The sequence below is a fragment of the Nocardioides insulae DSM 17944 genome (assembly GCF_000422825.1).
Lineage (GTDB): Bacteria > Actinomycetota > Actinomycetes > Propionibacteriales > Nocardioidaceae > Nocardioides > Nocardioides insulae.
Genome location: NZ_KE383929.1, coordinates 26,380 through 50,271, shown reverse-complemented (window position 1 = coordinate 50,271; position 23,892 = coordinate 26,380). Strand labels below are relative to the sequence as shown.

24 protein-coding genes are annotated in these 23,892 nt (G+C 69.9%); 10 read left to right on the top strand and 14 right to left on the bottom strand.

Going from position 1 to position 23,892, the window contains the following annotated elements; all coding sequences use genetic code 11:
- The first annotated feature begins 47 nt into the window (after positions 1–47).
- Genes tal through pgl form a run of 5 tightly spaced genes read left to right on the top strand, consistent with a single transcriptional unit; the run spans position 48 to position 5,998 of the window.
- Positions 48–1,160, top strand: coding sequence for a transaldolase (gene tal / locus G515_RS0114840; protein WP_028660765.1), 1,113 nt, complete (start codon positions 48–50; stop codon positions 1,158–1,160).
- Positions 1,157–2,830, top strand: a complete 1,674-nt coding sequence (pgi, locus tag G515_RS0114835; protein ID WP_028660764.1) for a glucose-6-phosphate isomerase — start codon at positions 1,157–1,159, stop codon at positions 2,828–2,830. Before tal ends, pgi begins: the two co-directional genes overlap by 4 nt.
- Positions 2,827–4,362, top strand: a complete 1,536-nt coding sequence (zwf, locus tag G515_RS0114830; protein WP_028660763.1) for a glucose-6-phosphate dehydrogenase — start codon at positions 2,827–2,829, stop codon at positions 4,360–4,362. Before pgi ends, zwf begins: the two co-directional genes overlap by 4 nt.
- Positions 4,359–5,276, top strand: coding sequence for a glucose-6-phosphate dehydrogenase assembly protein OpcA (locus tag G515_RS21705; protein ID WP_036555867.1), 918 nt, complete (start codon positions 4,359–4,361; stop codon positions 5,274–5,276). The genes zwf and G515_RS21705 overlap by 4 nt, the downstream gene beginning before the upstream one ends.
- Positions 5,273–5,998, top strand: coding sequence for a 6-phosphogluconolactonase (gene pgl / locus G515_RS0114820; protein ID WP_028660762.1), 726 nt, complete (start codon positions 5,273–5,275; stop codon positions 5,996–5,998). Before G515_RS21705 ends, pgl begins: the two co-directional genes overlap by 4 nt.
- A 390-nt stretch (positions 5,999–6,388) precedes the next feature.
- Here the strand turns inward: pgl and G515_RS0114815 are convergent, their stop codons facing one another.
- From G515_RS0114815 to uvrA, 12 genes are all read right to left on the bottom strand, one after another.
- Positions 6,389–6,748: an RNA polymerase-binding protein RbpA gene (locus G515_RS0114815; RefSeq protein WP_028660761.1), complete on the bottom strand. Its 360-nt coding sequence runs from the start codon at positions 6,746–6,748 to the stop codon at positions 6,389–6,391.
- Positions 6,749–6,774: 26 nt separating this feature from the next.
- The gene (gene secG / locus G515_RS0114810) at positions 6,775–7,005 is read right to left on the bottom strand and encodes a preprotein translocase subunit SecG (protein ID WP_028660760.1); all 231 of its coding nucleotides are present in this window, start codon (positions 7,003–7,005) and stop codon (positions 6,775–6,777) included.
- 30 nt (positions 7,006–7,035) lie between these two features.
- On the bottom strand, positions 7,036–7,854 hold the full coding sequence (tpiA, locus tag G515_RS0114805; protein WP_245565426.1) for a triose-phosphate isomerase: 819 nt from the start codon (positions 7,852–7,854) through the stop codon (positions 7,036–7,038).
- Positions 7,855–7,857: 3 nt separating this feature from the next.
- Positions 7,858–9,057, bottom strand: coding sequence for a phosphoglycerate kinase (locus tag G515_RS0114800; protein WP_028660758.1), 1,200 nt, complete (start codon positions 9,055–9,057; stop codon positions 7,858–7,860).
- 14 nt (positions 9,058–9,071) lie between these two features.
- Positions 9,072–10,067 (bottom strand): type I glyceraldehyde-3-phosphate dehydrogenase, encoded by a 996-nt coding sequence (gene gap, locus G515_RS0114795; protein ID WP_028660757.1) that lies wholly within the window; start codon positions 10,065–10,067, stop codon positions 9,072–9,074.
- Positions 10,068–10,215: 148 nt separating this feature from the next.
- The gene (locus tag G515_RS0114790) at positions 10,216–10,401 is read right to left on the bottom strand and encodes a DUF1918 domain-containing protein (protein ID WP_028660756.1); all 186 of its coding nucleotides are present in this window, start codon (positions 10,399–10,401) and stop codon (positions 10,216–10,218) included.
- 231 nt (positions 10,402–10,632) lie between these two features.
- Positions 10,633–11,616: a DNA-binding protein WhiA gene (gene whiA, locus G515_RS0114785; protein ID WP_028660755.1), complete on the bottom strand. Its 984-nt coding sequence runs from the start codon at positions 11,614–11,616 to the stop codon at positions 10,633–10,635.
- Between the two features lie 69 nt (positions 11,617–11,685).
- Entirely contained in the window at positions 11,686–12,663 is a 978-nt protein-coding gene (locus tag G515_RS0114780) for a gluconeogenesis factor YvcK family protein (protein WP_028660754.1), read from the bottom strand.
- The gene (rapZ, locus tag G515_RS0114775; protein WP_157571134.1) at positions 12,663–13,568 is read right to left on the bottom strand and encodes an RNase adapter RapZ; all 906 of its coding nucleotides are present in this window, start codon (positions 13,566–13,568) and stop codon (positions 12,663–12,665) included. Before rapZ ends, G515_RS0114780 begins: the two co-directional genes overlap by 1 nt.
- Positions 13,569–13,573: 5 nt before the next feature.
- Positions 13,574–15,553 (bottom strand): excinuclease ABC subunit UvrC, encoded by a 1,980-nt coding sequence (uvrC, locus tag G515_RS0114770; RefSeq protein WP_028660752.1) that lies wholly within the window; start codon positions 15,551–15,553, stop codon positions 13,574–13,576.
- 77 nt (positions 15,554–15,630) lie between these two features.
- Complete coding sequence (locus G515_RS0114765; RefSeq protein WP_028660751.1) at positions 15,631–16,116, bottom strand: Rieske (2Fe-2S) protein; 486 nt, start codon at positions 16,114–16,116, stop codon at positions 15,631–15,633.
- A gap of 106 nt (positions 16,117–16,222) precedes the next feature.
- On the bottom strand, positions 16,223–19,177 hold the full coding sequence (gene uvrA / locus G515_RS21700) for an excinuclease ABC subunit UvrA (protein WP_036555866.1): 2,955 nt from the start codon (positions 19,175–19,177) through the stop codon (positions 16,223–16,225).
- Between the two features lie 127 nt (positions 19,178–19,304).
- Between uvrA and G515_RS22780 the strand changes: the two genes are divergently transcribed.
- From G515_RS22780 to G515_RS23950, 4 genes are all read left to right on the top strand, one after another.
- Positions 19,305–20,111: a maleylpyruvate isomerase family mycothiol-dependent enzyme gene (locus G515_RS22780; RefSeq protein WP_051218453.1), complete on the top strand. Its 807-nt coding sequence runs from the start codon at positions 19,305–19,307 to the stop codon at positions 20,109–20,111.
- Complete coding sequence (locus G515_RS0114750) at positions 20,108–20,779, top strand: MBL fold metallo-hydrolase (RefSeq protein ID WP_028660750.1); 672 nt, start codon at positions 20,108–20,110, stop codon at positions 20,777–20,779. Before G515_RS22780 ends, G515_RS0114750 begins: the two co-directional genes overlap by 4 nt.
- A gap of 227 nt (positions 20,780–21,006) precedes the next feature.
- Entirely contained in the window at positions 21,007–21,348 is a 342-nt protein-coding gene (locus G515_RS0114745) for a hypothetical protein (RefSeq protein ID WP_157571133.1), read from the top strand.
- A 68-nt stretch (positions 21,349–21,416) separates the two neighbouring features.
- Positions 21,417–21,740 (top strand): helix-turn-helix domain-containing protein, encoded by a 324-nt coding sequence (locus G515_RS23950; RefSeq protein ID WP_028660748.1) that lies wholly within the window; start codon positions 21,417–21,419, stop codon positions 21,738–21,740.
- Positions 21,741–21,743: 3 nt separating this feature from the next.
- Here the strand turns inward: G515_RS23950 and G515_RS0114735 are convergent, their stop codons facing one another.
- Both G515_RS0114735 and G515_RS0114730 read right to left on the bottom strand, forming a co-directional pair.
- A complete protein-coding gene (locus G515_RS0114735) occupies positions 21,744–22,346 on the bottom strand; it encodes a ClpP family protease (protein ID WP_028660747.1) in 603 nt (200 codons plus the stop codon).
- The gene (locus G515_RS0114730; protein WP_028660746.1) at positions 22,343–22,969 is read right to left on the bottom strand and encodes a ClpP family protease; all 627 of its coding nucleotides are present in this window, start codon (positions 22,967–22,969) and stop codon (positions 22,343–22,345) included. The genes G515_RS0114735 and G515_RS0114730 overlap by 4 nt, the downstream gene beginning before the upstream one ends.
- 133 nt (positions 22,970–23,102) lie before the next feature.
- Here G515_RS0114730 and map point away from each other — a divergent pair, with 133 nt between their 5' ends.
- Positions 23,103–23,879, top strand: a complete 777-nt coding sequence (gene map / locus G515_RS0114725) for a type I methionyl aminopeptidase (protein WP_028660745.1) — start codon at positions 23,103–23,105, stop codon at positions 23,877–23,879.
- Positions 23,880–23,892: the final 13 nt, after the last annotated feature.

The window sequence follows — 23,892 nt, the reverse complement described above, 5'->3', positions numbered from 1 at the left end:
CCACCCGAAATCGCGCAGAGATGTACTCCACAGACCGGAGGAACGACATGAGTGACCGCTTGAAGGCCCTCGCCGAGGCCGGAGTGTCGATCTGGCTCGACGACCTGTCCCGCGAACGCATCGAGACCGGCAACCTGGCCGACCTCGTGAAGCACGATTCGGTGGTGGGTGTCACGACCAACCCCACCATCTTCGCCGCCGCGATCTCCGACGGCGAGCGGTACGACGGCCAGGTCCGCGACCTGGTCGCGGCCGGTCGCAGCGTCGACGAGGTCATCTTCGAACTGACCACCGAGGACGTCCGCAACGCCTGCGACATCCTCGCCCCCGTGGCCGCGGCCAGCGCCGACGACGGCCGGGTCTCCATCGAGGTGGAGCCGACCCTGGCCAACGACACCGAGGCGACCATCGCCTCGGCCCATGCTCTGTGGGGTGCGGTGCACCGGTCCAACGCCCTGATCAAGATCCCGGCCACCCTGGAGGGTCTCCCTGCGATCACCGCGGCGATCGGGTCGGGCATCTCGGTCAACGTCACCCTGATCTTCTCCACCGAGCGCTACCGCCAGGTGATGGACGCCTACCTGGCCGGCCTCGAGCAGGCCAGCGCGAAGGGCCTGGACCTGAGCACCATCGGCTCGGTGGCCTCCTTCTTCGTCTCCCGTGTCGACACCGAGATCGACAAGCGGCTCGAAGCGATCGGCACCGATGAGGCGCTCGCACTGCGGGGCAAGGCCGGCGTGGCCAACGCCCGGCTCGCCTACGCCGCGTTCGAAGAGGTGGTGGCCTCCGAGCGTTGGCAGGCCCTGGCGGCGGCAGGGGCGCACCGGCAGCGCCCGCTGTGGGCCTCCACCGGGGTGAAGAACCCCGACTACCCCGACACGTTGTACGTCACCGACCTGGTGGTCGCCGACACGGTCAACACCATGCCGGAGAAGACGATGCAGGCGTTCGCCGACCACGGCGAGGCGAAGGGCGACCAGGTGACCGGGCGGGCCGGGGAGGCCCAGCAGGACTTCGACGGGCTCACCGCCGTCGGCATCGACCTGGCCGACGTGTTCGCCGTCCTGGAGGAGGAAGGCGTCGACAAGTTCAAGGTCTCGTGGCGTGAACTGGTCGACACGGTCCGCGACCAGATGGCTCAGGCGGGCGCCGAGTCGTGACCCCGGCTCCGGTCGATGCCACCGCCACCGCGTCCTGGGCCCGGCTCAGCCGACTCGCGGACAGCTTCTCACCGGACCTGCGCGCCTGGTTCGAACACGACCCCGGCCGTGCCGAGCGCTACACCTTCGCCGCCGCCGACCTCCACGTCGACCTGTCCAAGGGACTGATCGACGACTCGGTGCTGGCCGCGCTCCTCACCCTGGCCGACGAGGTCGGGCTGACCGAGCGGCGCGACGCCATGTTCCGCGGCGAGCCGATCAACGTCACCGAGCGACGCGCCGTCCTCCACACGGCCCTGCGGCAGCCTGCCGGCACCCGGGTCGACCTCGACGGGGAGGACGTCGTCGCCGGCGTCCACGAGGTGCTGGACCGGGTCTACGCCTTCGCGGACGAGGTGCGGTCGGGGGCCTGGACCGGCGTCACCGGACGCCGCATCCGCACCGTGGTCAACATCGGGATCGGCGGTTCCGACCTCGGCCCGGTGATGGCCTACGAGGCGCTGGCGCCGTACCACCATCCGGCGCTCAGCTGCCGCTTCATCAGCAACATCGACCCCACCGACTCCGCCAGAACCCTGGCCGGGCTCGACCCCGAGACGACGCTGTTCATCGTCTCCAGCAAGACCTTCGGCACCCTCGAGACCCTCACCAATGCCCGGCTCGCCCGCACCTGGCTGCTCGACGGACTCCGTGCCGCCGGGGCCCTGGCCGAAGGGGACGACGCTGCCAAGGCGGTCGCCCAGCACTTCGTGGCGGTCTCCACGGCCCTGGACAAGGTGGCCGAGTTCGGTATCGACCCCGCGAACGCGTTCGGCTTCTGGGACTGGGTGGGCGGGCGCTACTCGGTCGACTCGGCGATCGGCACCTCCCTGGTGATCGCGATCGGGCCGGAGCGGTTCGCCGAGTTCCTCGCCGGCATGCACGCGGTCGACGAGCACTTCCGCACCACCGACCTGGCGCACAACGTGCCGATCCTGATGGGCCTGCTCAACGTCTGGTACGCCGACTTCCTCGGCGCACAGACCCACGCCGTACTCCCCTACTCCCAGCTGCTGCACCGGTTCCCGGCGTACCTGCAGCAGCTGACGATGGAGTCCAACGGCAAGGGCGTGCGGTGGGACGGCAGCCCGCTGACCACCACGACCGGCGAGGTCTTCTGGGGCGAGCCGGGCACCAATGGGCAGCACGCCTTCTACCAACTGCTCCATCAGGGCACCCGGCTGATCCCGGCCGACTTCATCGCGTTCGCCAATCCCGGCTACCCGCTGCGCGACGGGGAGACCGACGTCCACGAGGTCTTCCTGGCCAACTTCTTCGCCCAGACCCGAGCGCTGGCCTTCGGCAAGAGCGCGGAGGAGGTGCGGGCCGTGGGCACCGCCGAGGAGATCGTGCCGGCCAGGGTCTTCACCGGCAACCGGCCCACCACCTCGATCATGGCCCCGGCCCTCACCCCTGCCGTGCTGGGTCAGCTCATCGCCCTCTACGAGCACCTCACCTTCACCCAGGGCGTGGTGTGGGGCATCGACAGCTTCGACCAGTGGGGCGTCGAGCTGGGCAAGCAGCTGGCCCAGCAGCTGGCACCCGCGGTCGCTGGCGACGCCGAGGTCACCGCCCGGCAGGATCCCTCCACCCGTTCCCTGCTCGCCTACTACCGGGCGCACCGCTCGTGAGCACTGCCAACCCGCTGCGCGACCCTCGCGACCGCCGCCTCCCGCGGATCGCCGGTCCGTGCGGCCTGGTCATCTTCGGCGTGACCGGCGACCTGGCTCGGAAGAAGGTCGTACCGGCGGTCTACGACCTGGCCAATCGCGGTCTCCTCCCGCCCGGCTTCTCGCTCACCGGGTTCGCCCGGCGCGACTGGGACGATCAGGACTTCGCCCAGGTCGTGCACGATGCGGTCCGCGAGCATGCCCGCACCGAGTTCCGCGAGGAGGTGTGGGCCCAGCTCGCAGAGGGATTCCGGTTCGTGGCCGGTTCCTTCGACGACGGTGAGGCCTTCGAGCGGCTGCACGACACCGTTCGCGAACTCGACCGGTCCCGCGGGACCGGCGGCAATCACGCCTTCTACCTCGCCGTCCCACCGGCGGCGTTCGGCACGGTCGTGGCTCAGCTCCAGCACCACGGGCTGACCCGCTCCGAGGGCGACACCTGGCGGCGGGTGGTGGTGGAGAAGCCGTTCGGCCACGACCTCGCCTCGGCCCGCGAGCTCAACGACACCCTGGCGGGGGTCTTCCCGGAGAGCTCGGTCTTCCGGATCGACCACTACCTGGGTAAGGAGACGGTCCAGAACATCCTGGCCATCCGCTTCGCGAACGCGATGTTCGAGCCGATCTGGAACAGCCACTACGTCGACCACGTCCAGATCACCATGGCCGAGGACATCGGCATCGGCAGCCGGGCCGGCTACTACGACGGCATCGGTGCCGCCCGCGACGTCATCCAGAACCATCTGCTCCAGCTGATGGCCCTGATCGCGATGGAGGAACCGGTCTCCTTCGACGCCGGCGCGCTCCGGGTGGAGAAGCAGAAGGTCCTCTCCGCGGTGCGGCTCCCCGATGACCTCTCCCGGGGCGCCGCCCGCGGTCAGTACGCCGCCGGCTGGGCCGGTGGGCGGCGCGTGCCCGGGTTCCTCGAGGAGCAGGGCATCAGCCTGACCTCCACCACCGAGACGTACGCCGCCGTACAACTCTTCGTCGACACCCGCCGATGGGCCGGCGTACCGTTCCATCTACGCACCGGCAAACGGCTCGGGCGCCGGGTCACGGAGGTGGCGGTGGTGTTCAAACGGGCCCCGCATCTGCCCTTCGGTCCGCACGCCACCGAGGAACTGACCCACAACACCCTGGTGATCAGGGTCCAGCCCGATGAGGGTGTGACGCTGGGCTTCGGCGCCAAGGTGCCCGGCACCCAGCTCGAGATCCGTGACGTGACCATGGACTTCGCCTACGGCGGGTCCTTCACCGAATCCTCGCCCGAGGCCTACGAGCGGCTGATCCTCGATGTCCTGCTGGGCGACCCGCCGCTGTTCCCACGCCACGAGGAGGTCGAACTCTCCTGGCGGATCCTCGATCCGGTGCTCGAGCACTGGGCCGCCGAGGACGCCGCCGGCGGCGGCCCGGACCTCTACGTGTCCGGCACCTGGGGACCGGAGTCCGCGGACCGGATGGTGGCCCGCGACGGCCGCACCTGGAGGCGGCCGTGAGTACCCTGCGCGACACCGATGCGGCCGAGATCGCGGCCGAGTTCGTGAGCAACCGCCGTCGGGCCGGCAGCCCCGCCATGGGGATGGTGATGACTCTGGTCGTGGTGGTGGAGGAGTCCGTGGCCGACCAGGCCATGGCCGCGGCCCGCACCGCCTCCCGGGAACACCCGGCCCGCGTGCTGGGCGTGATCCGAGGTGTCTCGGACGGCCCGCCCCAGGTCGACGCTGAGGTCGGGATCGGGGATGGCTGGGGCGGCGAGCACGCCCTGATCCGGCTCAGCGGTGCCGCCGTCGGCCATGCCGAATCCGTAGTGCTCCCGCTGCTGCTGCCCGACTCCCCGGTGGCGGTGTGGTGGCCCGACCGGGCGCCCGCCGAGCCGGCCGCCGACCCGCTGGGACAGCTGGGCCGGCGCCGGATCACCGACGCTGCTGCCCCCGGAGGCCACGGTTCTCCCCTGGCCGCGCTCACCGGTCGCTGTCGCGCCTACACCGCCGGCGACACCGACCTCGCCTGGACCCGACTCACCCCGTGGCGGGCTCTGCTCGCGGCCTCGCTGGATCATCCCGCGGCCGGTGCGGTGACCGCCGCCGAGGTCACCGGCGAGCCGGGCAACCCCAGCGCGGACCTCCTGGCCGCGTGGCTCGGCGACCGCCTCGGCGTACCGGTCGAACGGACGGACTCCGACGGTCCCGGCCTCACCGACGTGGTGCTCGACACCGACCGCGGCCGGATCGGCATCCGGCGTACCGACGGACGGTTGGCCACCGTCACCAGCCCCGGACATCCCGACAGACCGGTCGCGCTCAAGCGTCGCTCCCTGCCAGAACTGCTGGCCGAGGAACTGCGCCGACTCGACGAGGACGACATCTACGCCGCCACCGTGCAGGCGCTGCTGAAGGAGACGACGCCGTGAGCAATGTGCTCATCGAGGTCCACGAGACCCCCGAGGAACTGGCCATCATCATCGCCGGCGAGGTCCTGAATCGGATCGCGGACCTCCAAGCGGCCGGGCTGGTCCCGCACGTCGGCCTGACCGGCGGCACCATCGCCGATGCCGTCCACCGCGAGATCGCCCGCCTCGCCGACGGTTCCGGAGTCGACTGGGGTGCGGTGGAGTTCTGGTTCGGTGACGAGCGTTTCGTCGAACCCGACTCGCCGGAGCGCAATGCCGGCCAGGCCCGCGCAGCGTTCCTCGACGCGCTCGAGGTACCCGAGCACCGGATCCATGCGATGCCCTCGACCGCCGACGCCCACGACGTCGACTCCGGTGCGGCGACCTACGCCGCCGAGGTGCGCTCGCAGGGCCAGGGGCACTTCGACATCCTCATGCTCGGGGTCGGTCCGGACGGCCACATCGCCTCCCTCTTCCCCGGTTCGCCCCAGCTCGACGTGGTCTCCGAGGTGGCAGTGGGAGTCTCGGACTCACCCAAGCCGCCCCCGCAGCGGATCAGCCTCACCTTCGAGGCCCTCCGTCGCTCCCGGACGGTGTTCTTCCTGGTCAGCGGCGAGGCCAAGGCCGGTGCCGTGGCCTCGGCCCTCGCCGGCGACGACGTGCACGAGACCCCTGCCGCCGGTGTCACCGGCACCGACGAGACGGTCTGGTTCCTCGACCGCGCCGCAGCCTCCCGCCTCTGACCGCTCTCCCCCGCCGTCGACCCGGACCTCCTGGACCGTTGAGTTGTGCCTCCCGGACCGTTGAGTCGGGCCTCCCGGACCGTTGAGCTGGGCCTCCCGGACCGTTGAGCTGGGCCTCCCGGACCGTTGAGCTGGGCCTCCCGGACCGTTGAGTCGGGCCTCCCGGACCGTTGAGCTAGGCCTCCCGGACCGTTGACTTGCGTCTTCCGGACAGTTGACTGGGCCTCCGGAACTCCCAACTCGACCGTCCACCACGGACCACTCAACAGTCCATGAGTCCCCACTCGACCGTCTCGTCCCCGAGGTCGGAGAGAACACCGGACCACGGAAACGCCGATCGAGCCGGCGTCCGCGGACGCCGACTCGATCGGGGATGTGTGCGTGGAGGCTCTAGAAGATGATGTCGCCGGACTTGCGCCGCGAACGGAGGAGCTTGACCGCCTCGTCGAGGATCTGAGCGGCCTCCTCGTCGGAGCGGCGCTCCTTCACGTAGGCCAGGTGGGTCTTGTAGGGCTCCACCTTGGGCGCGGGCGGCGGGTTGGCCGCGTCCGTGCTCGCCGGGAGACCGCACTTGGGGCAATCCCACGACTCGGGCTCCTGCGCCTCCACGGCGAAGGTCACCACCGATCGGTGCCCGTGACCGCAGTAGTACTCGACTGCCTTGCGCGGGGCCGCTTGGCCGCGCTCGACCTCGCCCATCGGTCCTGCGCCGATCCGGCTCCCCCGGATCGCGTTCCCTCCGCCTGCCATGATCTGTGTCCCCTCTCAGATGTGGGTCAGTAGGCCTTGAGCAGACCCAGCGCGACGACGACGGCGAACCAGATGACTCCGACACCGATCGTGAATCGATCGAGGTTCCGTTCCGCCACCGACGATCCCCCCAGGGAGCTGGACATCCCGCCGCCGAACATGTCGGACAGGCCGCCGCCGCGGCCCTTGTGCAGAAGGACCAGCAGGATCATCAGCAGGCTGGCGATGACCAGGATGATGGTGAAGAAGAGTTCCACGATCGTGAATCCTACGTCACAGAACCCACATCACATCACTGGCATCTCGTAGTAGCGGCAGATCGCCGAGAACTCCTCCACATCGAGGCTCGCGCCGCCCACCAGGGCACCGTCCACATCGGGCTGCTGCATGAGCGCGGCGACGTTGCCGGCCTTGACCGAGCCGCCGTACAGGATCCGGATGGACTCCGCGGCGGCGCCGCCGTAGGTGCGGTCGATCTGGTTTCGGATCCCGGCGCACACCTCCTCGGCGTCGAGGGGCGTGGCGGTCTCGCCGGTGCCGATCGCCCACACCGGTTCGTAGGCGATCACACTCTGCGCCACCTGCTCGGCGGTGAGGCCCTCCAGGGACCGCTTGACCTGGTCGGTGGTGAACGCGACGTGCGTGCCCTCCCTGCGGACCGCGAGTCCCTCGCCCACGCACACGATCGGGATGATGCCGTGCCGGTGTGCCACCTGGGCCTTGAGCGCGACCCACTCGTCGGTCTCGCCGTAGTGCTCGCGGCGCTCGGAGTGGCCGACGATCACGTACGAGCAGCCGAGCTTGGCCAGCATGCTCGCCGAGACCTCGCCGGTGTAGGCACCGCTCTCGTGCACCGAGACGTTCTGGGCGCCGAACGCGATCGGGAGGTCGTCACCGTCGATCAGGGTCTGGACCGACCGGATGTCGACGTACGGCGGGAAGACCGCCACCTCCGCACGGGTGCGGTCATGGCGCTTGTCGGAGAGCGTCCACGCGAGCTTCTGGACCAGTACCACCGCTTCTTGGTGGTTGAGGTTCATCTTCCAGTTGCCGGCCATCAGCGGGATCCGGCCCTCGACCGGGGCCTTGGCCTGTCGCTTCGCCATCTCTCAGCCCTCCAGGACGGTGATGCCGGGCAGTTGCTTGCCCTCGAGATATTCGAGGCTCGCTCCACCTCCGGTGGAGATGTGGCCGAACTGGGACTCCTCGAAGCCCAGGGTGCGCACCGCCGCGGCGGAATCACCACCGCCGACCACGGACAGCCCCTCGATCCGGGTGAGGCCCTCGGCAACGGCCCGGGTGCCCTCGGCGAACTCGGGCACCTCGAAAACGCCCATCGGCCCGTTCCAGAACACCGTCCGCGCCTCGGCCAGCGCCGCGGCGAAGGCCTGTCCCGACGTCGGCCCGATGTCGAGCCCCAACGCGTCGGCCGGGATCGCGTCGGCCGGTACGACGCGCGGCTGCGGCTTCCGCTCCCCGGACGGGAAGGTGGTGTCGACCACCACGTCGGTCGGGAGCACGATCTCGACGCCGGATTCCTCCGCGCGGGCGAGGTAGGCCCGGCAGGTGTCGAGCTGGTCCTCCTCGAGCAGGCTCTGACCCACCTCGTGTCCCTGGGCCTTGAGGAAGGTGAAGACCATGCCACCCCCGATCAGCAGCCGGTCGGCCTTGCCGAGCAGGTTGTCGATCACCCCGAGCTTGTCGGAGACCTTCGACCCGCCCAGGACGACGACGTAGGGCCGCTCCGGTGACTCGGTGAGCCGGCGGAGTACGTCGATCTCCGCGGCGACCAGCGAACCCATCGCGTGCGGCAGGCGCTGCGCCACGTCGTAGACCGATGCCTGCTTGCGGTGGACGACGCCGAACCCGTCGGACACGAAGGCGTCCGCGAGCCCGGCGAGCTGGTCGGCGAAGGCCCCCCGCTCCTCGGCGTCCTTGCTCGTCTCGCCCGGGTTGAACCGGACGTTCTCGAGCAGCGCGACCTCGCCGTCCCCGAGCCCGGCCACGGTGGCGCGGGCGCTCTCCCCCACCGTGTCGGTGGCGAAGGCGACCTTGCGGCCGAGCACCTCGCCGAGGCGTTCGGCGACCGGTGCCAGGCTGTACCGCTCCTCGGGTGCGCCCTTCGGCCGCCCGAGGTGCGCGGTCACGACCACCCGGGCCCCCGCCTCGGCGAGGGCTCGGATGGTCGGGACGCTGGCCCGGATGCGACCGTCGTCAGTGATGGTGCGTCCGTCGAGAGGGACGTTGAGGTCGGAACGGACGAGAACACGCTTCCCGGCGACCTCACCGAGGTCGGAGTAGATGGCCATGGCCCCGGAGTCTGTCAGAGCCGGGCACCGACGTAGGTGATGAGGTCCGCCAGACGGTTGGAGTAGCCCCACTCGTTGTCGTACCAGCCGGCGACCTTCACCTGATTGCCGATCACCTTGGTCAGCGGTGCGTCGAAGATGCACGATGCGGGATCGGTGACGATGTCGCTGGAGACGATCGGGTCGGTGGAGTAGCGCAGGATGCGTCCGTCGGCCGCGGCCCTGACCGCTTCGTTGACCTCTTCGATCGAGGTCTCCCGCGAGGCCTCGAAGGTCAGGTCCGTCATCGACCCGGTGGGAGTGGGCACGCGCAGGGCGTAGCCGTCCAACTTGCCCTTGAGCTCGGGCAGGACCAGCCCGATCGCCTTCGCCGCTCCGGTGGAGGTGGGCACGATGTTGATCGCGGCGGCTCGCGCTCGGCGCAGGTCGCGGTGGATGTTGTCCTGGAGGTTCTGGTCGGCGGTGTAGGCGTGCACCGTGGTCATCAGGCCCTTGTTGATGCCGATGCTGTCGTGCAGCGCCTTGGCCATCGGGGCGAGGCAGTTGGTGGTGCAGGAGGCGTTGGAGATGACGGTGTGCGCCGCCGGGTCGTACAGCTCGTGGTTGACCCCCATCACCACCGTGATGTCCTCGTTCTTCGCGGGTGCGGAGATGATCACCTTCTTCGCACCCGCGTCCACGTGCGCCTTCGCCTTGGTGGCGTCGGTGAAGAACCCGGTGGACTCGACCACGACGTCGACCCCCAGCTCCCCCCACTTCAACGCCGCGGGATCGCGCTCGGCGAAGGTCCGGATCTCCTGGTCACCGACCACCAGGGCCTCATCGGTCGAACCGACCTCGGCATCCAGGCGGCCCAGGACTGAGTCGAACTTCAGCAGGTGGGCCAGGGAGGCGTTGTCGGTGAGGTCGTTGACGCCGACGATCTCCAGATCGAGCCCTGACGCGCGAACTGCGCGGAAGAAGTTTCGCCCGATCCGTCCGAACCCGTTGATCCCTACACGTACGGTCACTGCTCGCTCCTGCTCTGTCGGATGAAAGGCGGTGCTTGGCGGTGACGACACTACCGGCACGCACACCACCGAGGGGGTGCGCAATTGGCACGATCCAACACGTGGACAGGCAGGGCGGGTCGACCGCCGGCGGCCGGACCCCGGTGGGTCACTCCGGCGGCATCACGTGCGCGTCGGGGCCGGGGTAGGTCAGCCCCTCGTGACCGTCCTGCCAGCGCACGACGTACGGCGGCGCACCATCCTCACCCCGCACCTCGAGCACCTCGCCCTCGTGCCGGTGCTCCGAGTCGGTGTGTCCCTCGACGACCAACCGGTCCCCCACGTTCGCCTTCATCACTCCACCTCCGACTCCACTGTCCGCCGAAGATCGGCGAAGGACAAGAGAACCCGGCAAGGTGGCGACGAAGGATCCCCGGAGCCAGCAACGCACTCGCGCCGCAGGGTGGCGTCGCCGGGGTGCGCCCTGGCTTGGCCCGGGCACTCGCGCGGCAGCGTGGCGTCGCCGGGTGCACCCTGGTCTCTGCACGCACCCCGAGCGGCGACACGCTCGCGCCGAGAGGAACCGTCAGTCGTCGGCGAGCATGTCGGCGGTGAGAGATGCCTCGGTATCGGGGATGCCGAGCTCCTCGGCACGCTTGTCGGCCATCGCGAGGAGTCTGCGGATGCGTCCGGCGATGGCGTCCTTGGTCAGCACCGGGTCGTGCAGTTGGCCGAGCTCCTCGAGCGAGGACTGCTTGTGTTCGAGTCGGAGGTTGCCCGCCTGGCGGAGGTGGTCGGGCACTTCCTCGCCGAGGATCTCGAGGGCTCGATCGACGCGGGCGCCGGCGGCGACAGCGGCTCGTGCGGATCGCCGGAGGTTCGCGTCGTCGAAGTTGGCGAGGCGGTTGGCGGTGGCCCGGACCTCGCGCCGCATCCGGCGTTCTTCCCAGGCCATCAAGGACTCGTGGGCACCGAGGCGGGTGAGCAACTGCCCGATGGCGTCCCCGTCACGGATCACGACGCGGTCCACGCCGCGCACCTCGCGCGCCTTCGCCTGGATGCCGAGGCGGCGGGCCACCCCGACCAGGGCCAGGGCCGCTTCCGAACCCGGGCAGGTCACCTCCATGGCCGAGGATCGGCCGGGCTCGGTCAACGAACCGTGCGCGAGGAACGCACCCCGCCACGCGGCCACGGCGTCGCAGGCGCCGCCGGAGACGACTGCCGGTGGAAGACCGCGCACCGGTCGCCCACGCCCGTCCAGGAGCCCGGTCTGGCGGGCCAACGCCTCACCCTCCTTGCTCACCCGGACGAGGTAGCGGCTGCCCTTGCGGATCCCGTTGCCCTGCACCATCACGATGTCCGAGGTGTGCCCGTAGACGTCGGCGATGTCGCGCCGGAGCCGACGCGCGGCCGCCCCGGTGTCGAGCTCCGCCTCGATCACGATCTTGCCGTTGGTGATGTGCAATCCGCCGGCGAAGCGCAGTGTCGTGGCCACCTCTGACTTTCGACAGCAGGTCTTGGTGATCTGCGTGTTCGAGAGCTCGGCCTTCACCTGTCCCGTCATCGCCATGCGAGCGATCCTCCCACGAGCGTCAACAACCCTGGGCAACCGTCCCCGCCGGATCGGAGGGGTGGTGAGTCATGTCTCCATGACCGCGGCGTACACGCTGGCCAGTTTCGCCGGATCGTGCCTCGGTGAGCCGTCCGACGCGGCGACGTCCTCGAGTACGAGGCGCGTGCCGGCGGAGGTGGTCAGCGCCTCCAGGGCGGCGACCTGGTGCTCGCCGACGTGGCTCCGGTCGGCGATGACGGTGTGCACCGCCAGGTCGGGTGCGTGTGCTCGGAGGACGGAAAGGTGCTCGGCCGGACCGAGACCGTGCGTCTCACCGGCCTGCTCGGAGAGGTTGAGCACCACGACGATCCGGGCCGGGGTCTCGACCAGGGCCGCGCGCAGGGCCGGAACCATCAGGTGCGGGATCACCGAGGTGAACCACGACCCCGGCCCCAGGAAGACCCAGTCGGCCTCGGCGATCGCCGCCAGCGCCGCAGGGGCGGCGGCCGGGTCGGGCGGGGTAAGGGCGATCGACTCGATCCGCCCTCCGGTGGTGGCGACCTGCACCTGGCCGCGCACCGATACCCGGGCCTCCGGCTCGTCGGCCACCAGTCCACGGACCTGCGCGGTGATGTCCATCGGGGTGAGCGCCATCGGGAGCACCCGGCCCTTGGCGCCGAGCAGTCGGCCCACCCAGTCCAACGCCTCCACGTGGTCTCCGAGCCGCTCCCAGAGACCCACGATCAGCAGGTTGCCCAGACTGTGCCCGCGCATCTCCCCCTCGCCGGCGAACCGGTGCTGTAGCACCTCCGCCCAGGTGCTGCCCCACTCGTCGGCTCCGCACAGGGCGGCCAGCGCCATCCGGAGGTCGCCGGGCGGCAGGACGTCGAACTCCTCCCGCAGCCGCCCCGAGGAACCGCCGTTGTCGGCCACCGTCACGATCGCGGTCAGGTCGTCGACGGTCAGGTCGTCGACCAGTCGGCGCAGCGCGCTCAACGAGGCGTGCAGCCCGTGACCGCCCCCGAAGGCGACCGCCGATTGGGCTCGATCGAACCCCGAGACCATCACTCCCGCCCCAGGTCACGATGGACCGCACGCGCGTCGTACCCCTCGGCGGTCAGGCGTCGCACGATCTCCTCGGACATGGCGACGCTCCGGTGCTTGCCCCCGGTGCATCCGACGGCCACCCGCATGAACCGCTTGCCCTCACGCAGGTAGCCCTCGGCCACCCCGGTGAGGACCGGGAGGTAGCCCTCGAGGAATTCCTCAGCACCCGGACGGCTGTAGACGTAGGCGGCGACGTCGGTGTTGTCGCGGCCGTTGCCGGCGCGGAGTTCGGGCACCCAGAACGGGTTGGGCAGGAACCGCATGTCCGCGACGAAGTCGGCGTCGACCGGGATGCCGTACTTGAACCCGAAGCTGATCACGACCATCTTCAGGCTCGTGGTGTCGGGCGTGCCGAAGGCCTCGGTGATCCGCTTGGTCAGCTGGTGCACGTTGAGGGTCGTGGTGTCGATGACCAGATCGGCGGATCCGCGCAGGTCGGCGAGAGCCACGCGCTCCCGCTCGAGCCCTTCGAGCAGCCGACCGTGGCCCTGGAGCGGATGCGGGCGGCGTACCGCCTCCTGGCGTCGCACCAGGACCTCGTCGGCGGCGTCGAGGAAGACCATCGTGCTGCGACGCCCAGTGGCGCCCGGCGCCAGTGCCTCCTGCAGGTCGTCGAAGAACGACCCGGAGCGTACGTCGACCACCACCGCGATCCGCTGGGACCGCCCCCGGCTCTCGTCGACCAACCGGACCACCTGCGGCAGCAGGGACGGCGGCAGATTGTCCACGACGTAGAAGCCGAGATCCTCCAACTCCTTGGCCACGGTGCTGCGGCCGGCGCCGGTCATCCCGGTCACCACCACGACCTCGCCGCCCCCCTCGGCGTACACGCCGGGAGCTGATCCCTCACTCGGCATCCCCATGCCCGTCATCCTTCCTCGATCTCGCCGGTGGCGGTGTTGACCGCCATCGCCGGCGCCTGGTCTGCAACGGCGGCCTTGATCGCCTGGGCGGTGCGAGGGCCGATGCCAGGGACCTCACTCAGCTCCTCGACACTGGCAGCACGGAGCTTGCGCAGCGATCCGAAATGCTTGAGCAGGGTCTTGCGGCGCACCTCCCCCAGCCCGGGGACGTCGTCGAGGGTGCTCTCCACCATCGACTTGCTGCGCCGGTTGCGGTGGTGCGTGATCGCGAACCGGTGCGCCTCGTCGCGGATGCGCTGGAGCAGATAGAGCCCCTCGGAACTGCGCGGCAGGATCACCGGGTCCTCCTCCTCGGGCACCCACACCTCCTCCAGTCGCTTGGCGAGGCCGACCACCGGGATGTCCTCGATGCCGAGAGCGTCGAGGGCCCGCCTGGCCGCCGCCACCTGCGGGGGCCCTCCGTCGACCACCACCAGGCCGGGAGCGTAGGCGAACTTGCGCGGCCGGCCGGTCTCCGGGTCGACCAGCATCGGCCCGTCGGCACCGTCCACCTCGGTCGAGACCACCGAGGTGGCCTGCTCGTCGAGGAGCCGCTTGAACCGGCGGGTGATGACCTCGTCCATCGACGCGACGTCGTTCTGCCCGTCGACGCCACGGATCACGAACCGTCGATATTCGCTCTTGCGCGGCAGGCCATCCTCGAAGACCACCATCGAGGCGACCACCTCGGTGCCCTGGAGGTTGGAGATGTCGTAGCACTCGATCCGCAGCGGCACCTCGCCGAGCTCGAGGGCTTCCTGGATCTCCTCCAGCGCCTGATTGCGGGTGGTCAGGTCGCTGGCCCGCTTGGTCTTGTGGAGTGCCAGGGTCTGGCCGGCGTTACGTGCCACCGTCTCCATCAGGGTCTTCTTGTCACCCCGCTGCGGGATCCGCACCCGCACCCTGCTCCCCCGGATCTCCGAGAGCAGCTCCTCCACCGTCTCGACATCGGGTGGCAGCGCGGGCACCAGGATCTCCCGGGGAATGCTGTCCCGCGCCTCCGCCCGATCGATCCCTGCGTAGAGCTGAAGCAGGAAGTCCTCGACGAGCTTGTCGGTCTCCCCCTCATCGACCCGGTCGGCCACCCAGCCGCGCTGGCCGCGGATCCGGCCGCCACGGACGTAGAAGATCTGGACGGCGACCTCCAGCGGATCCTCGGCCAGGGCGATGACGTCGGCGTCTGCACCGTCACCGAGCACCACGGCCTGCTTCTCCATCGCCCGCTCGAGCGCCCCGAGATCATCGCGCAACCGGGCGGCCCGCTCGAACTCGAGCGCCTCCGAGGCGGCGTACATCTCCTGCTCGATGCGCTTGGTGAACGCGCTGGTGCGCCCCGCCATGAAGTCGCAGAAGTCATCGACGATGCGACGGTGGTCCGCGGTGCTGATCTGTCCGACGCAGGGGGCTGAGCACTTGTCGATGTAGCCCAGCAGGCAGGGCCGGCCGACCTGCTGACTGCGCTTGAAGACCCCGGGTGAGCAACTGCGCATCGGGAAGACCCGCAGCAAGATGTCGACCGTCTCTCGGATGGCCCAGGCGTGGCCGTAGGGGCCGAAGTAGCGAGTGCCCTTGCGCTTGGCCCCCCGACCCACCATCACCCGCGGGAATTCCTCCCCTACAGTCACCGCGAGCCAGGGGTAGGACTTGTCGTCGCGATACTTGACGTTGAACCGCGGGTCGTACTCCTTGATCCAGGAGTATTCGAGCGCGAGCGCCTCCACCTCGGTGTTGACCACCGTCCACTCGACACCGGCCGCGGTGGTGACCATGGTCGCGGTACGCGGATGCAGGTTGCCGACGTCCTGGAAGTATGAGGACAGCCGCGCCCGGAGGTTCTTCGCCTTACCGACATAGATCACCCGACCGTTGCCGTCACGGAAACGGTAGACGCCGGGCTGAGTGGGGATGGTGCCCGGCCGGGGGCGATAACTGAGCGGGTTCGGCACAGGTCAAACCTAGTCGGGGGCACCGACGGTCCCGAACCGGAGTCGGCAGGTCGCCGGTGCGGTCGGGTGGCTCCGACTCAGGCGAGGCTGATCTGGTCGCCGGTCACCGTGATCGCCACCTCCGGCAGCGGATCCTCGGCCGGGCCGTCCTGGACCGACCCGTCGGCCACGGAGAACTGGCTGAAGTGGCACGGGCAGACGATCACGCCGTTCTCCACATCGGTCACCGTGCACCCCTGGTGGGTGCAGGTGGAGTCGAACGCCTTGAAGACGCCCTCCTCCGGCTGGGTGATGACAACCTTCTCGTCGGGGAAGATGGTGCCCCCACCGACCGCGATCTCGCTCGTGCTCGTCAACCCCTCCGCCGCCCCGCTCGAGCCGGCGCTCCCGGCCGAACCGGGTGCCGAGGATGAAGGGGATGCCGGCGCGGAGGAGGAGGCACCGGAACTCGAGCTTCCCGACTCCTCACCGCCACAGGCGGCCAACAGGGGGGCGCCGATCCCGATCCCCGCCGCACCCGCAAGGGCGCGGCGCCGGTCGAAGCACGGTCGTACGTCGGTCATCTGGAGCACCCTCTTCGCATCGGTGGACACTGATCCGGTGGTACGGCCGCCGGCGTTCCCGCACGGCAGTCTCACGGTACTGACACGGACCCAGCGGCTGGGTGGTTCACGCCCGCGCGGACTTGGCCCGGCCCCTGGCGCCACCCTTGCGTGACGCCTTCGCATTGGCCGGCGGCTCGGACTCAGCGGCGGCGAGCAGCGGGGACGCGGTCGCCTCCTTACCGTCCAGAATGGACTTCAGGAAGCGCCCGGTGTGTGACTCCGGGCTGGCCGCGATCTGCTCGGGAGTGCCTTCGGCGACCACCAGCCCGCCGCGGTGCCCGCCGTCCGGGCCCATGTCGATGATCCAGTCGGCGGTCTTGATCACATCCAGGTTGTGCTCGATGACGAGCACGCTGTTGCCCTTGTCGACCAGCGATGAGAGCACGCCGAGCAGCTTGCGGATGTCTTCGAAGTGCAGGCCCGTGGTGGGCTCGTCGAGAACGTAGAGCGTGCGGCCGGTGGAGCGCTTCTGCAGTTCGGTGGCGAGCTTGACCCGCTGCGCCTCGCCGCCGGAGAGGGTGGTCGCCGGCTGACCGAGGCGGACATAGCCGAGCCCGACCTCGACGAGTGTCTTCATGTAGCGCGCGATCGACTGCACCGGGGCGAAGAAGTCCTGGGCCTCCTCGATCGGCATGTCGAGCACCTCGGCGATGGTCTTGCCCTTGTAGTGGACCTCGAGCGTCTCCCGGTTGTAGCGGGCGCCGTGGCAGACCTCGCAGGGGACGTAGACGTCGGGGAGGAAGTTCATCTCGATCTTCAAGGTGCCGTCGCCGGCGCAGGCCTCGCAGCGGCCGCCCTTGACGTTGAAGGAGAACCGGCCCGGCTGGTAGCCGCGCATCTTCGCCTCGGGAGTCTGGGCGAAGAGGCCCCGGATCTTGTCGAAGACGCCGGTGTAGGTGGCGGGGTTGCTGCGCGGCGTACGGCCGATCGGCCCCTGGTCGACGTGGATCACCTTGTCGAGGTGGTCGACACCGAGGATCTGCTTGTGCCGGCCGGGAACGGTGCGGGCGCGGTAGAACTCCTTGGCCAGAGCGGTGTAGAGGATGTCGTTGACCAGGCTCGACTTGCCCGAGCCCGAGACGCCGGTGACCGCGAGGAAGACTCCGAGCGGGAACTCGACGTCGATGTTGCGCAGGTTGTTCTCCCGGGCACCCTTCACGGTCAGTGAGCGACCCTTGGTCCGGGGCCGCCGTACGGCGGGGATCGGGATCTCGCGACGGCCGGCGAGATACTGCCCGGTCAGGGACTCCTCGTTGGCGATCAACTCGGCCACCGTGCCGGTATGCACCACCTGGCCGCCGTGCTCACCCGCACCCGGGCCGATGTCAACGACGTGGTCGGCGACCTGGATGGTGTCCTGGTCGTGCTCGACCACGATCAGGGTGTTGCCCAGATCCTTGAGCCGCACGAGGGTGTCGATCAGCTTCTCGTTGTCGCGCTGGTGGAGACCGATCGAGGGTTCGTCGAGGACGTAGAGGACACCGACCAGGCCGGCACCGATCTGGGTGGCCAGCCGGATCCGCTGCGCCTCACCCCCGGAGAGCGAGCCCGAGGGTCGGTCGAGGGAGAGGTAGTCGAGCCCGACGTCGAGCAGGAAGGCGAGGCGATCCTGGATCTCCTTGAGCACCCGGGCACCGATCTGACGCTCACGCTCGCTCAATTCCACGCGATGCAGCCACTCGGCGGTCTCGCTCACCGGCATCGCGCAGAGCTCGGCGATGTTGAGCCCGCCCTGGTCGCGCGCCCCCAGCGTCACGGCCATCGAGACCGGCTTGAGCCGGGTGCCGCGGCAGGTCGGGCACGGGACCTCGCGCATGAAGCCCTCGAACCGCTCCCGGCTGGTGTCGGACTCGGCATCGCGATGCCGGCGCTCGATGTAGGACCGCACGCCTTCGAACTCGGCGTCGTAGGCGCGCATCCGGCCGTAGCGGTTACGGGTGACGACGTGCACCTTGGTCGGATGTCCCTCCAGCACCGCCTTCCGTGCCGCCTCCGGCAACCGCTCCCACGGGGTGTTGAGGTCGAAGCCGAGCTCGTCGCCCAGCGCACCCATCAGCCGCAGGAAGTAGTCGGCCACGTGGGCCTGGCTCCAGGGTGCGATCGCCCCCTCGCCCAGGGTCGCCTCGGTGTTGGGGACGACGAGCTCGGGGTCGACCTCCATCCGGGTGCCGATGCCGTGACAGGCGGGGCAGGCGCCGAACGGCGAGTTGAACGAGAACGAGCGCGGCTCGAGGTCGTCGGACTCGATGACGTGGTCGTTGGGACACGACATCTTCTCGGAGAACTTCAGCTCGGTGCCGTCGTCGACGAAGTCGAAGACCACCAGGCCGCCGGCCAGCTCGAGGGCGGTCTCGACCGAGTCGGTCAGCCGGCGCTTGCTGGACGGCTTGACCGCGAGCCGGTCGACCACCACCTCGATGGTGTGCTTCTTCTGCTTGGCCAGCTTCGGGGGGTTGTCGAGCATGTGGAGCTCGCCGTCGACCCGGGCCCGGGAGTACCCCTGGCTCTGCAACTGGGAGAAGAGCTCGACGTACTCCCCCTTGCGGGCCCGGATCACCGGTGCCAGCACCTGGAAGCGCCGGCCCTCCTCCAACTCCATGATGCGATCGACGATCTGCTGCGGGGTCTGGCGCTGGATCGGCGCCCCACAGACCGGGCAGTGCGGCCGCCCGGCACGGGCGTAGAGGAGGCGGAGGTAGTCGTAGACCTCCGTGATGGTGCCGACCGTCGAGCGCGGATTCTTCGAGGTCGACTTCTGGTCGATCGAGACCGCCGGCGAGAGCCCCTCGATGAAGTCGACGTCCGGCTTGTCCATCTGGCCCAGGAACTGTCGCGCGTACGCCGAGAGCGACTCGACGTAGCGGCGCTGTCCCTCGGCGAAGATCGTGTCGAAGGCCAGCGACGACTTCCCGCTGCCGGACAGGCCGGTGAACACGATCAGAGCATCGCGGGGAAGGTCGAGCGAGACGTCCTTGAGGTTGTGCTCCCGGGCTCCCCGGATGATGAGCTGGTCGGCCACTGGCCCTCCGTGTGACGCCGGTTCGAACAGATGTTCGTCATCCTAGCAGGCAGTCGGGGACCCGCCGGGTTTCCAGCCCTTGGTCTGGTTGCTCACACGCGGGCGCCGGTGGTGGTTTCATGGCCGCATGTCAGGTGACCAGCGTGACACCCGGTTCCCGACCACACCAGACCCGGCGACCGACGCCCTCGGCGACCTCCGTTCGGCGACGATCCGGCTGGTCCGCACGGTCGACGGGATCGAGGACGGCGACTGGACCTCACCGTCCCGCCTGCCCGAGTGGAGCCGAGCACATGTGGTCGCCCATCTGGCCCTGCACGCCGAAGGTGTCGCCGGAGCGGTGGTGGCGCTGCTGGAGGGTGAGGAGACCCCGATGTACGCCTCGGTCGCTCGCCGTAACTCCGATATCGACCGGCTCGCCACCGCGTCCCCTCCCGTGCTCCGCGACCGGTTGATGGGGGCCACCACCGAGTTGGCCCGCGCGCTGGCTGCTGGATCGGCCGTGCCCGAACTCGGCGACGCGGTGATCGAGCGCACCCCCGGCAGCGCCCGCAGGTTCCGTGTCTCCACCCTGCCGCTCGCACGGCTGCGGGAGGTCGAGATCCACCACGCCGATCTCGGCCTCGGCTACGAAGCCGCCGACTGGCCGACCGAGTTCGTGACGGCTCTCCTCGACACCCGGTCGGGCGGGTACGACGGCGCCCCCTTCCGCGCGCACGCCACCGACCTGGGGGCCTACTGGGTCTTCGGGGTCGACGGCGACGCCGCCCCCGACTCCGAAGACTGGCAGCACCCCACGGTGCGCGGCCCCGCCTCGAGCCTGGCGTGGTGGTCGACCGGGCGACCCGTCGGCGCGGACCCCACCCGGCCCGGGCAGGATGGTGCACCCCTGAGCTGCGAAGGCGGCGAGATGCCGCGGATGGAGGGAATGTGAACTACACCGGCCAGGTCTCCCCCGGCGGTCCCGCGGATGTCAGGCGGCTGTCCGCCCTGACCATCACCAAGGTCGCGGTCGACCCGAAGATGTCGAACAACTGCTACCTGCTCCGCTGCCACAGCACCGGCGAGCAACTCCTGATCGATGCCGCCGCCGAGGCCCCGACGCTGCTCCCCATCATCGGCGATGCCGGTCTCACCGCGGTGGCGACGACCCACCAGCACTGGGACCACCACCGCGCGCTGAAGCAGGTCGTCGACGCCACCGGTGCCGATGTGCTGGCCGGCGCGCCGGACGCCGACGCGGTGGCCGAGCAGACCGGCGTACCTGTCACCCGCCCGCTCGCCCAGGGCGACGTCGTGTCGGTGGGCGACTCCACGCTGGAGGTGATCGCCCTGCGCGGTCACACACCGGGTTCGATCGCCCTGCTCTACACCGACCCGCAGGGCACACCTCACCTGTTCACCGGCGACTCGCTCTTCCCGGGCGGAGTGGGCAACACCTTCGGCGACGAGGCAGCCTTCGCCCAGCTCGTCGACGACGTGGAGGAGCGGATCTTCCAGCGTCTGCCGGACGACACCTGGTTCTACCCCGGCCACGGCGACGACTCCACCCTCGGCGAGCAGCGCCCCCATCTGGCCGAGTGGCGCGAACGCGGTTGGTGAGCCCGAGCCGGGCCGAGAGGATGCCGCGCTTGGGCAGCGACCCGATCCGCGTGAAGGACTGCGGGGTCGTCGAGGTGCGGGAGCGCTTGTCGCGAGCAGCCGCCCAGAGGTGACCCAGCACACAGACCTCGCGTCGTCATGACCGTCGGCCGGTGAACGTCTCACGGGTGAGGGGCGCTCCAGCACCGCTGACCGGTGAGCGCCCCCACCCGCTCCGGAGGTTGGGAATGAGTCGCGTTCGATCCACGGTTCTCCACGGCGTCGTGTGGTTCGCCGTCTTCGCCGCGCTGTTCATCGGCGCGGCGAACCAGGCCGATTCCCGCGACGTGGCCGGCCCCGACGTCATGGACCACCGCCCGCACGCGGACGGCTCACCCGTCGCGCTGATCGAGGCCCACGGCTGCTGGACCGGCACCGGACCGGAGGGCGTGATCCCCGGACACGTGGTGGTCACCCGGGAGGACGCGGTGGCTGCGACGTACGGCGGTGACCACCTGACCGACATGGCGCTGGAGCAGGTGTTCGACGGCGCGGACCACGGTCTGACCGTGCACGCGTTCTGCCGCTGAACCCTGGAGTACGTTCGCCCGGCGCGAACACGCTCCGCCTCCGGGGACACCAGGTCTAACGTCGGAGCATGGGTGAGGTGATCGGCTTCCCGAGACCCGCGGCCAGGCCCACGCAGGCGACCAAGGCGCCGCCGCTGTGGCGCGAGGCGGTCGGTCAGGTGCTCCGCGACGAGCGCCACGAGCGGGGGCGCACCCTGGCCGATGTCGCCGGTGAGGCCGGGGTGTCGACGCAGTACCTCTCCGAGGTCGAGCGCGGCCGCAAGGAACCCAGCTCCGAGGTGCTCGAGGCCGTCGGCGGAGCGCTCCGACTCGAGCTGGTCGACCTCACCGCCCGGGTCACTCACCGGCTCGCCACCGACCGTGCGCCCGGTCCGGTCTGCCTGGCCGCCTGAGGATCAGGCCAGCTCCAGCTTCCGGCTCGGGAGCACGGCGTCGGCGACGCCGTACGCCACTGCCTCGTGCGCGCCGAGGATGAGGTCGCGGTCGGTGTCCTCCCGGATCCTCTCCGGGTCGTGCCCGGTGTGGTCGGCGAGCACCTGTTCCATCTCGTGTCGGACCCGGGCCAGCTCCTTCGCCTGGACCGCGAGATCGGGCAGGGCGCCCTGTCCGCCTCCCGAGGGTTGGTGCAGGACGACCCGGGCGTGCGGAAGGACCGTACGACGTCCGGGCGCGCCGGCGGCCAGGAGTACGGCGGCGCTCGAACCGGCCTGCCCGACGCACGAGGTCGCGATCGGGGCGCGGATGAACTGCATCGTGTCGTAGATGCCGAACATGGCGCTGACCGAGCCGCCCGGGCTGTTCAGGTAGAGGTTGATCTCCCGCTCGGGCTGCTCCGACTCCAGATGCAGGAGCTGGGCGATCACCACGTTGGCGACGCCGTCGTCGATCTCGGTGCCCAGGTAGACGATCCTGTCGGTGAGCAGCCTGCTGTAGATGTCGACCGCCCGCTCCCCGTGGCGGGTGCGTTCCACGACGGACGGGATCGTGTACTGGCTCATGACCGCCCGCCCAGGCCGAAGGCCGACCCGTTGCGGGCCGGCTGCACCGAGGCCATGTCGCTGAGCACGCTGTCGGCGAATCCGTAGTCCACCGCCTCCTCGGCCGTGAACCACCGGTCACGCAGAGCATCCCTCTCGACCTTCTCGACCGGCTGGCCGGTGTGGTCGGCGGTGAGCCGCATCATCACGTCCTTGACGTGTTCGAGGTTCTCGGCCTGGATCTCCACATCCATCGCCGTCCCGCCCAGCCCGGCCGACCCCTGGTGCAGCAGCACCCGGGAGTGGGGCAGCAGGTAGCGCTTCCCCGGCGTACCGGCGGTGAGGAGGAACTGGCCCATGCTGGCCGCCAGCCCCATCGCCAAGGTGCTGATGTCGTTGGGGATCAGCCGCATCGTGTCGTAGACGGCGAGGCCGGCGGAGACGGAGCCGCCCGGCGAGTTGATGTAGAGGCTGATGTCGCGGCGTGGATCCTCTGCGGACAGGAGCAGCAGCGCCGCGCACAGCCGGTTGGCGATCGCATCGTCGACCTCCTGGCCGAGCACGACGATGCGTTGGTTCATGAGTCTGGTGAGGAGCTGCTCGTCGAGGGAGCCGCCCACAGCCGGTTGTCTGGTCTCGGTCATGCTTCGAGGCTCGTCGCAGGCCGTGCCGCGCTCAAGGAGATCCGCTCCCGGCTGATCTGCCCTCGGCAGAGGGCTCCCACATCCGGCGTACGCCGGCTCCGTACCGCCTCCAGGATCGGGCTAGGGTGCAGGGGTGATCGAGCTCCGTACGCCCAAGCAGATCGAGCAGATGCGCCCCGCCGGCCGGTTCGTGGCCGAGGTCATCTCGGCACTCCGGGAGAAGGCGGACGTCGGCGTCAACCTGCTCGAACTCGACGAACTCGCCCACCAGATGATCAAGGACCGTGGCGCGGAGTCCTGCTACATCGACTACCACCCCTCCTTCGGTGCCAGTCCGTTCGGGAAGGTGCTGTGCACCAGCGTCAACGACGCCGTCCTGCACGGTCTCCCCCACGACTACGTGCTGCAGGACGGCGACCTGCTCAGCGTCGACTTCGCCGTGAGCGTGGACGGCTGGGTCTCCGACTCGGCTCTCAGCCTGGTCGTCGGCACGCCGCGTCAGGAGGATCTCGACCTCATCGACACCACCTCCCGTGCGCTGGACGCCGGCATCGCCGCCGCGCGCGCCGGCAATCGGATCGGCGACATCTCACACGCGATCGCCGAGGTGGCCCGCGCCAAGGGGCTCGGGATCAACACCCAGTTCGGTGGTCACGGCGTCGGTCGCACCATGCACGGCGACCCGCACGTTCCGAACGACGGCCGCCCCGGCCGCGGGTTCAAGCTCAAGCCCGGCCTGGTGATCGCCATCGAGCCGTGGTTCCTGCACACCACCGACGAGATCTTCACCGACCCCGACGGCTGGACCCTGCGCAGCCAGGACGGCTCCCGCGGTGCGCACATGGAGCACACCATCGCGGTCACCGAGGGCGACGCGATCGTCCTGACCGACCGCAGCTTCCTCGACTAGGCCTGGATCCAGG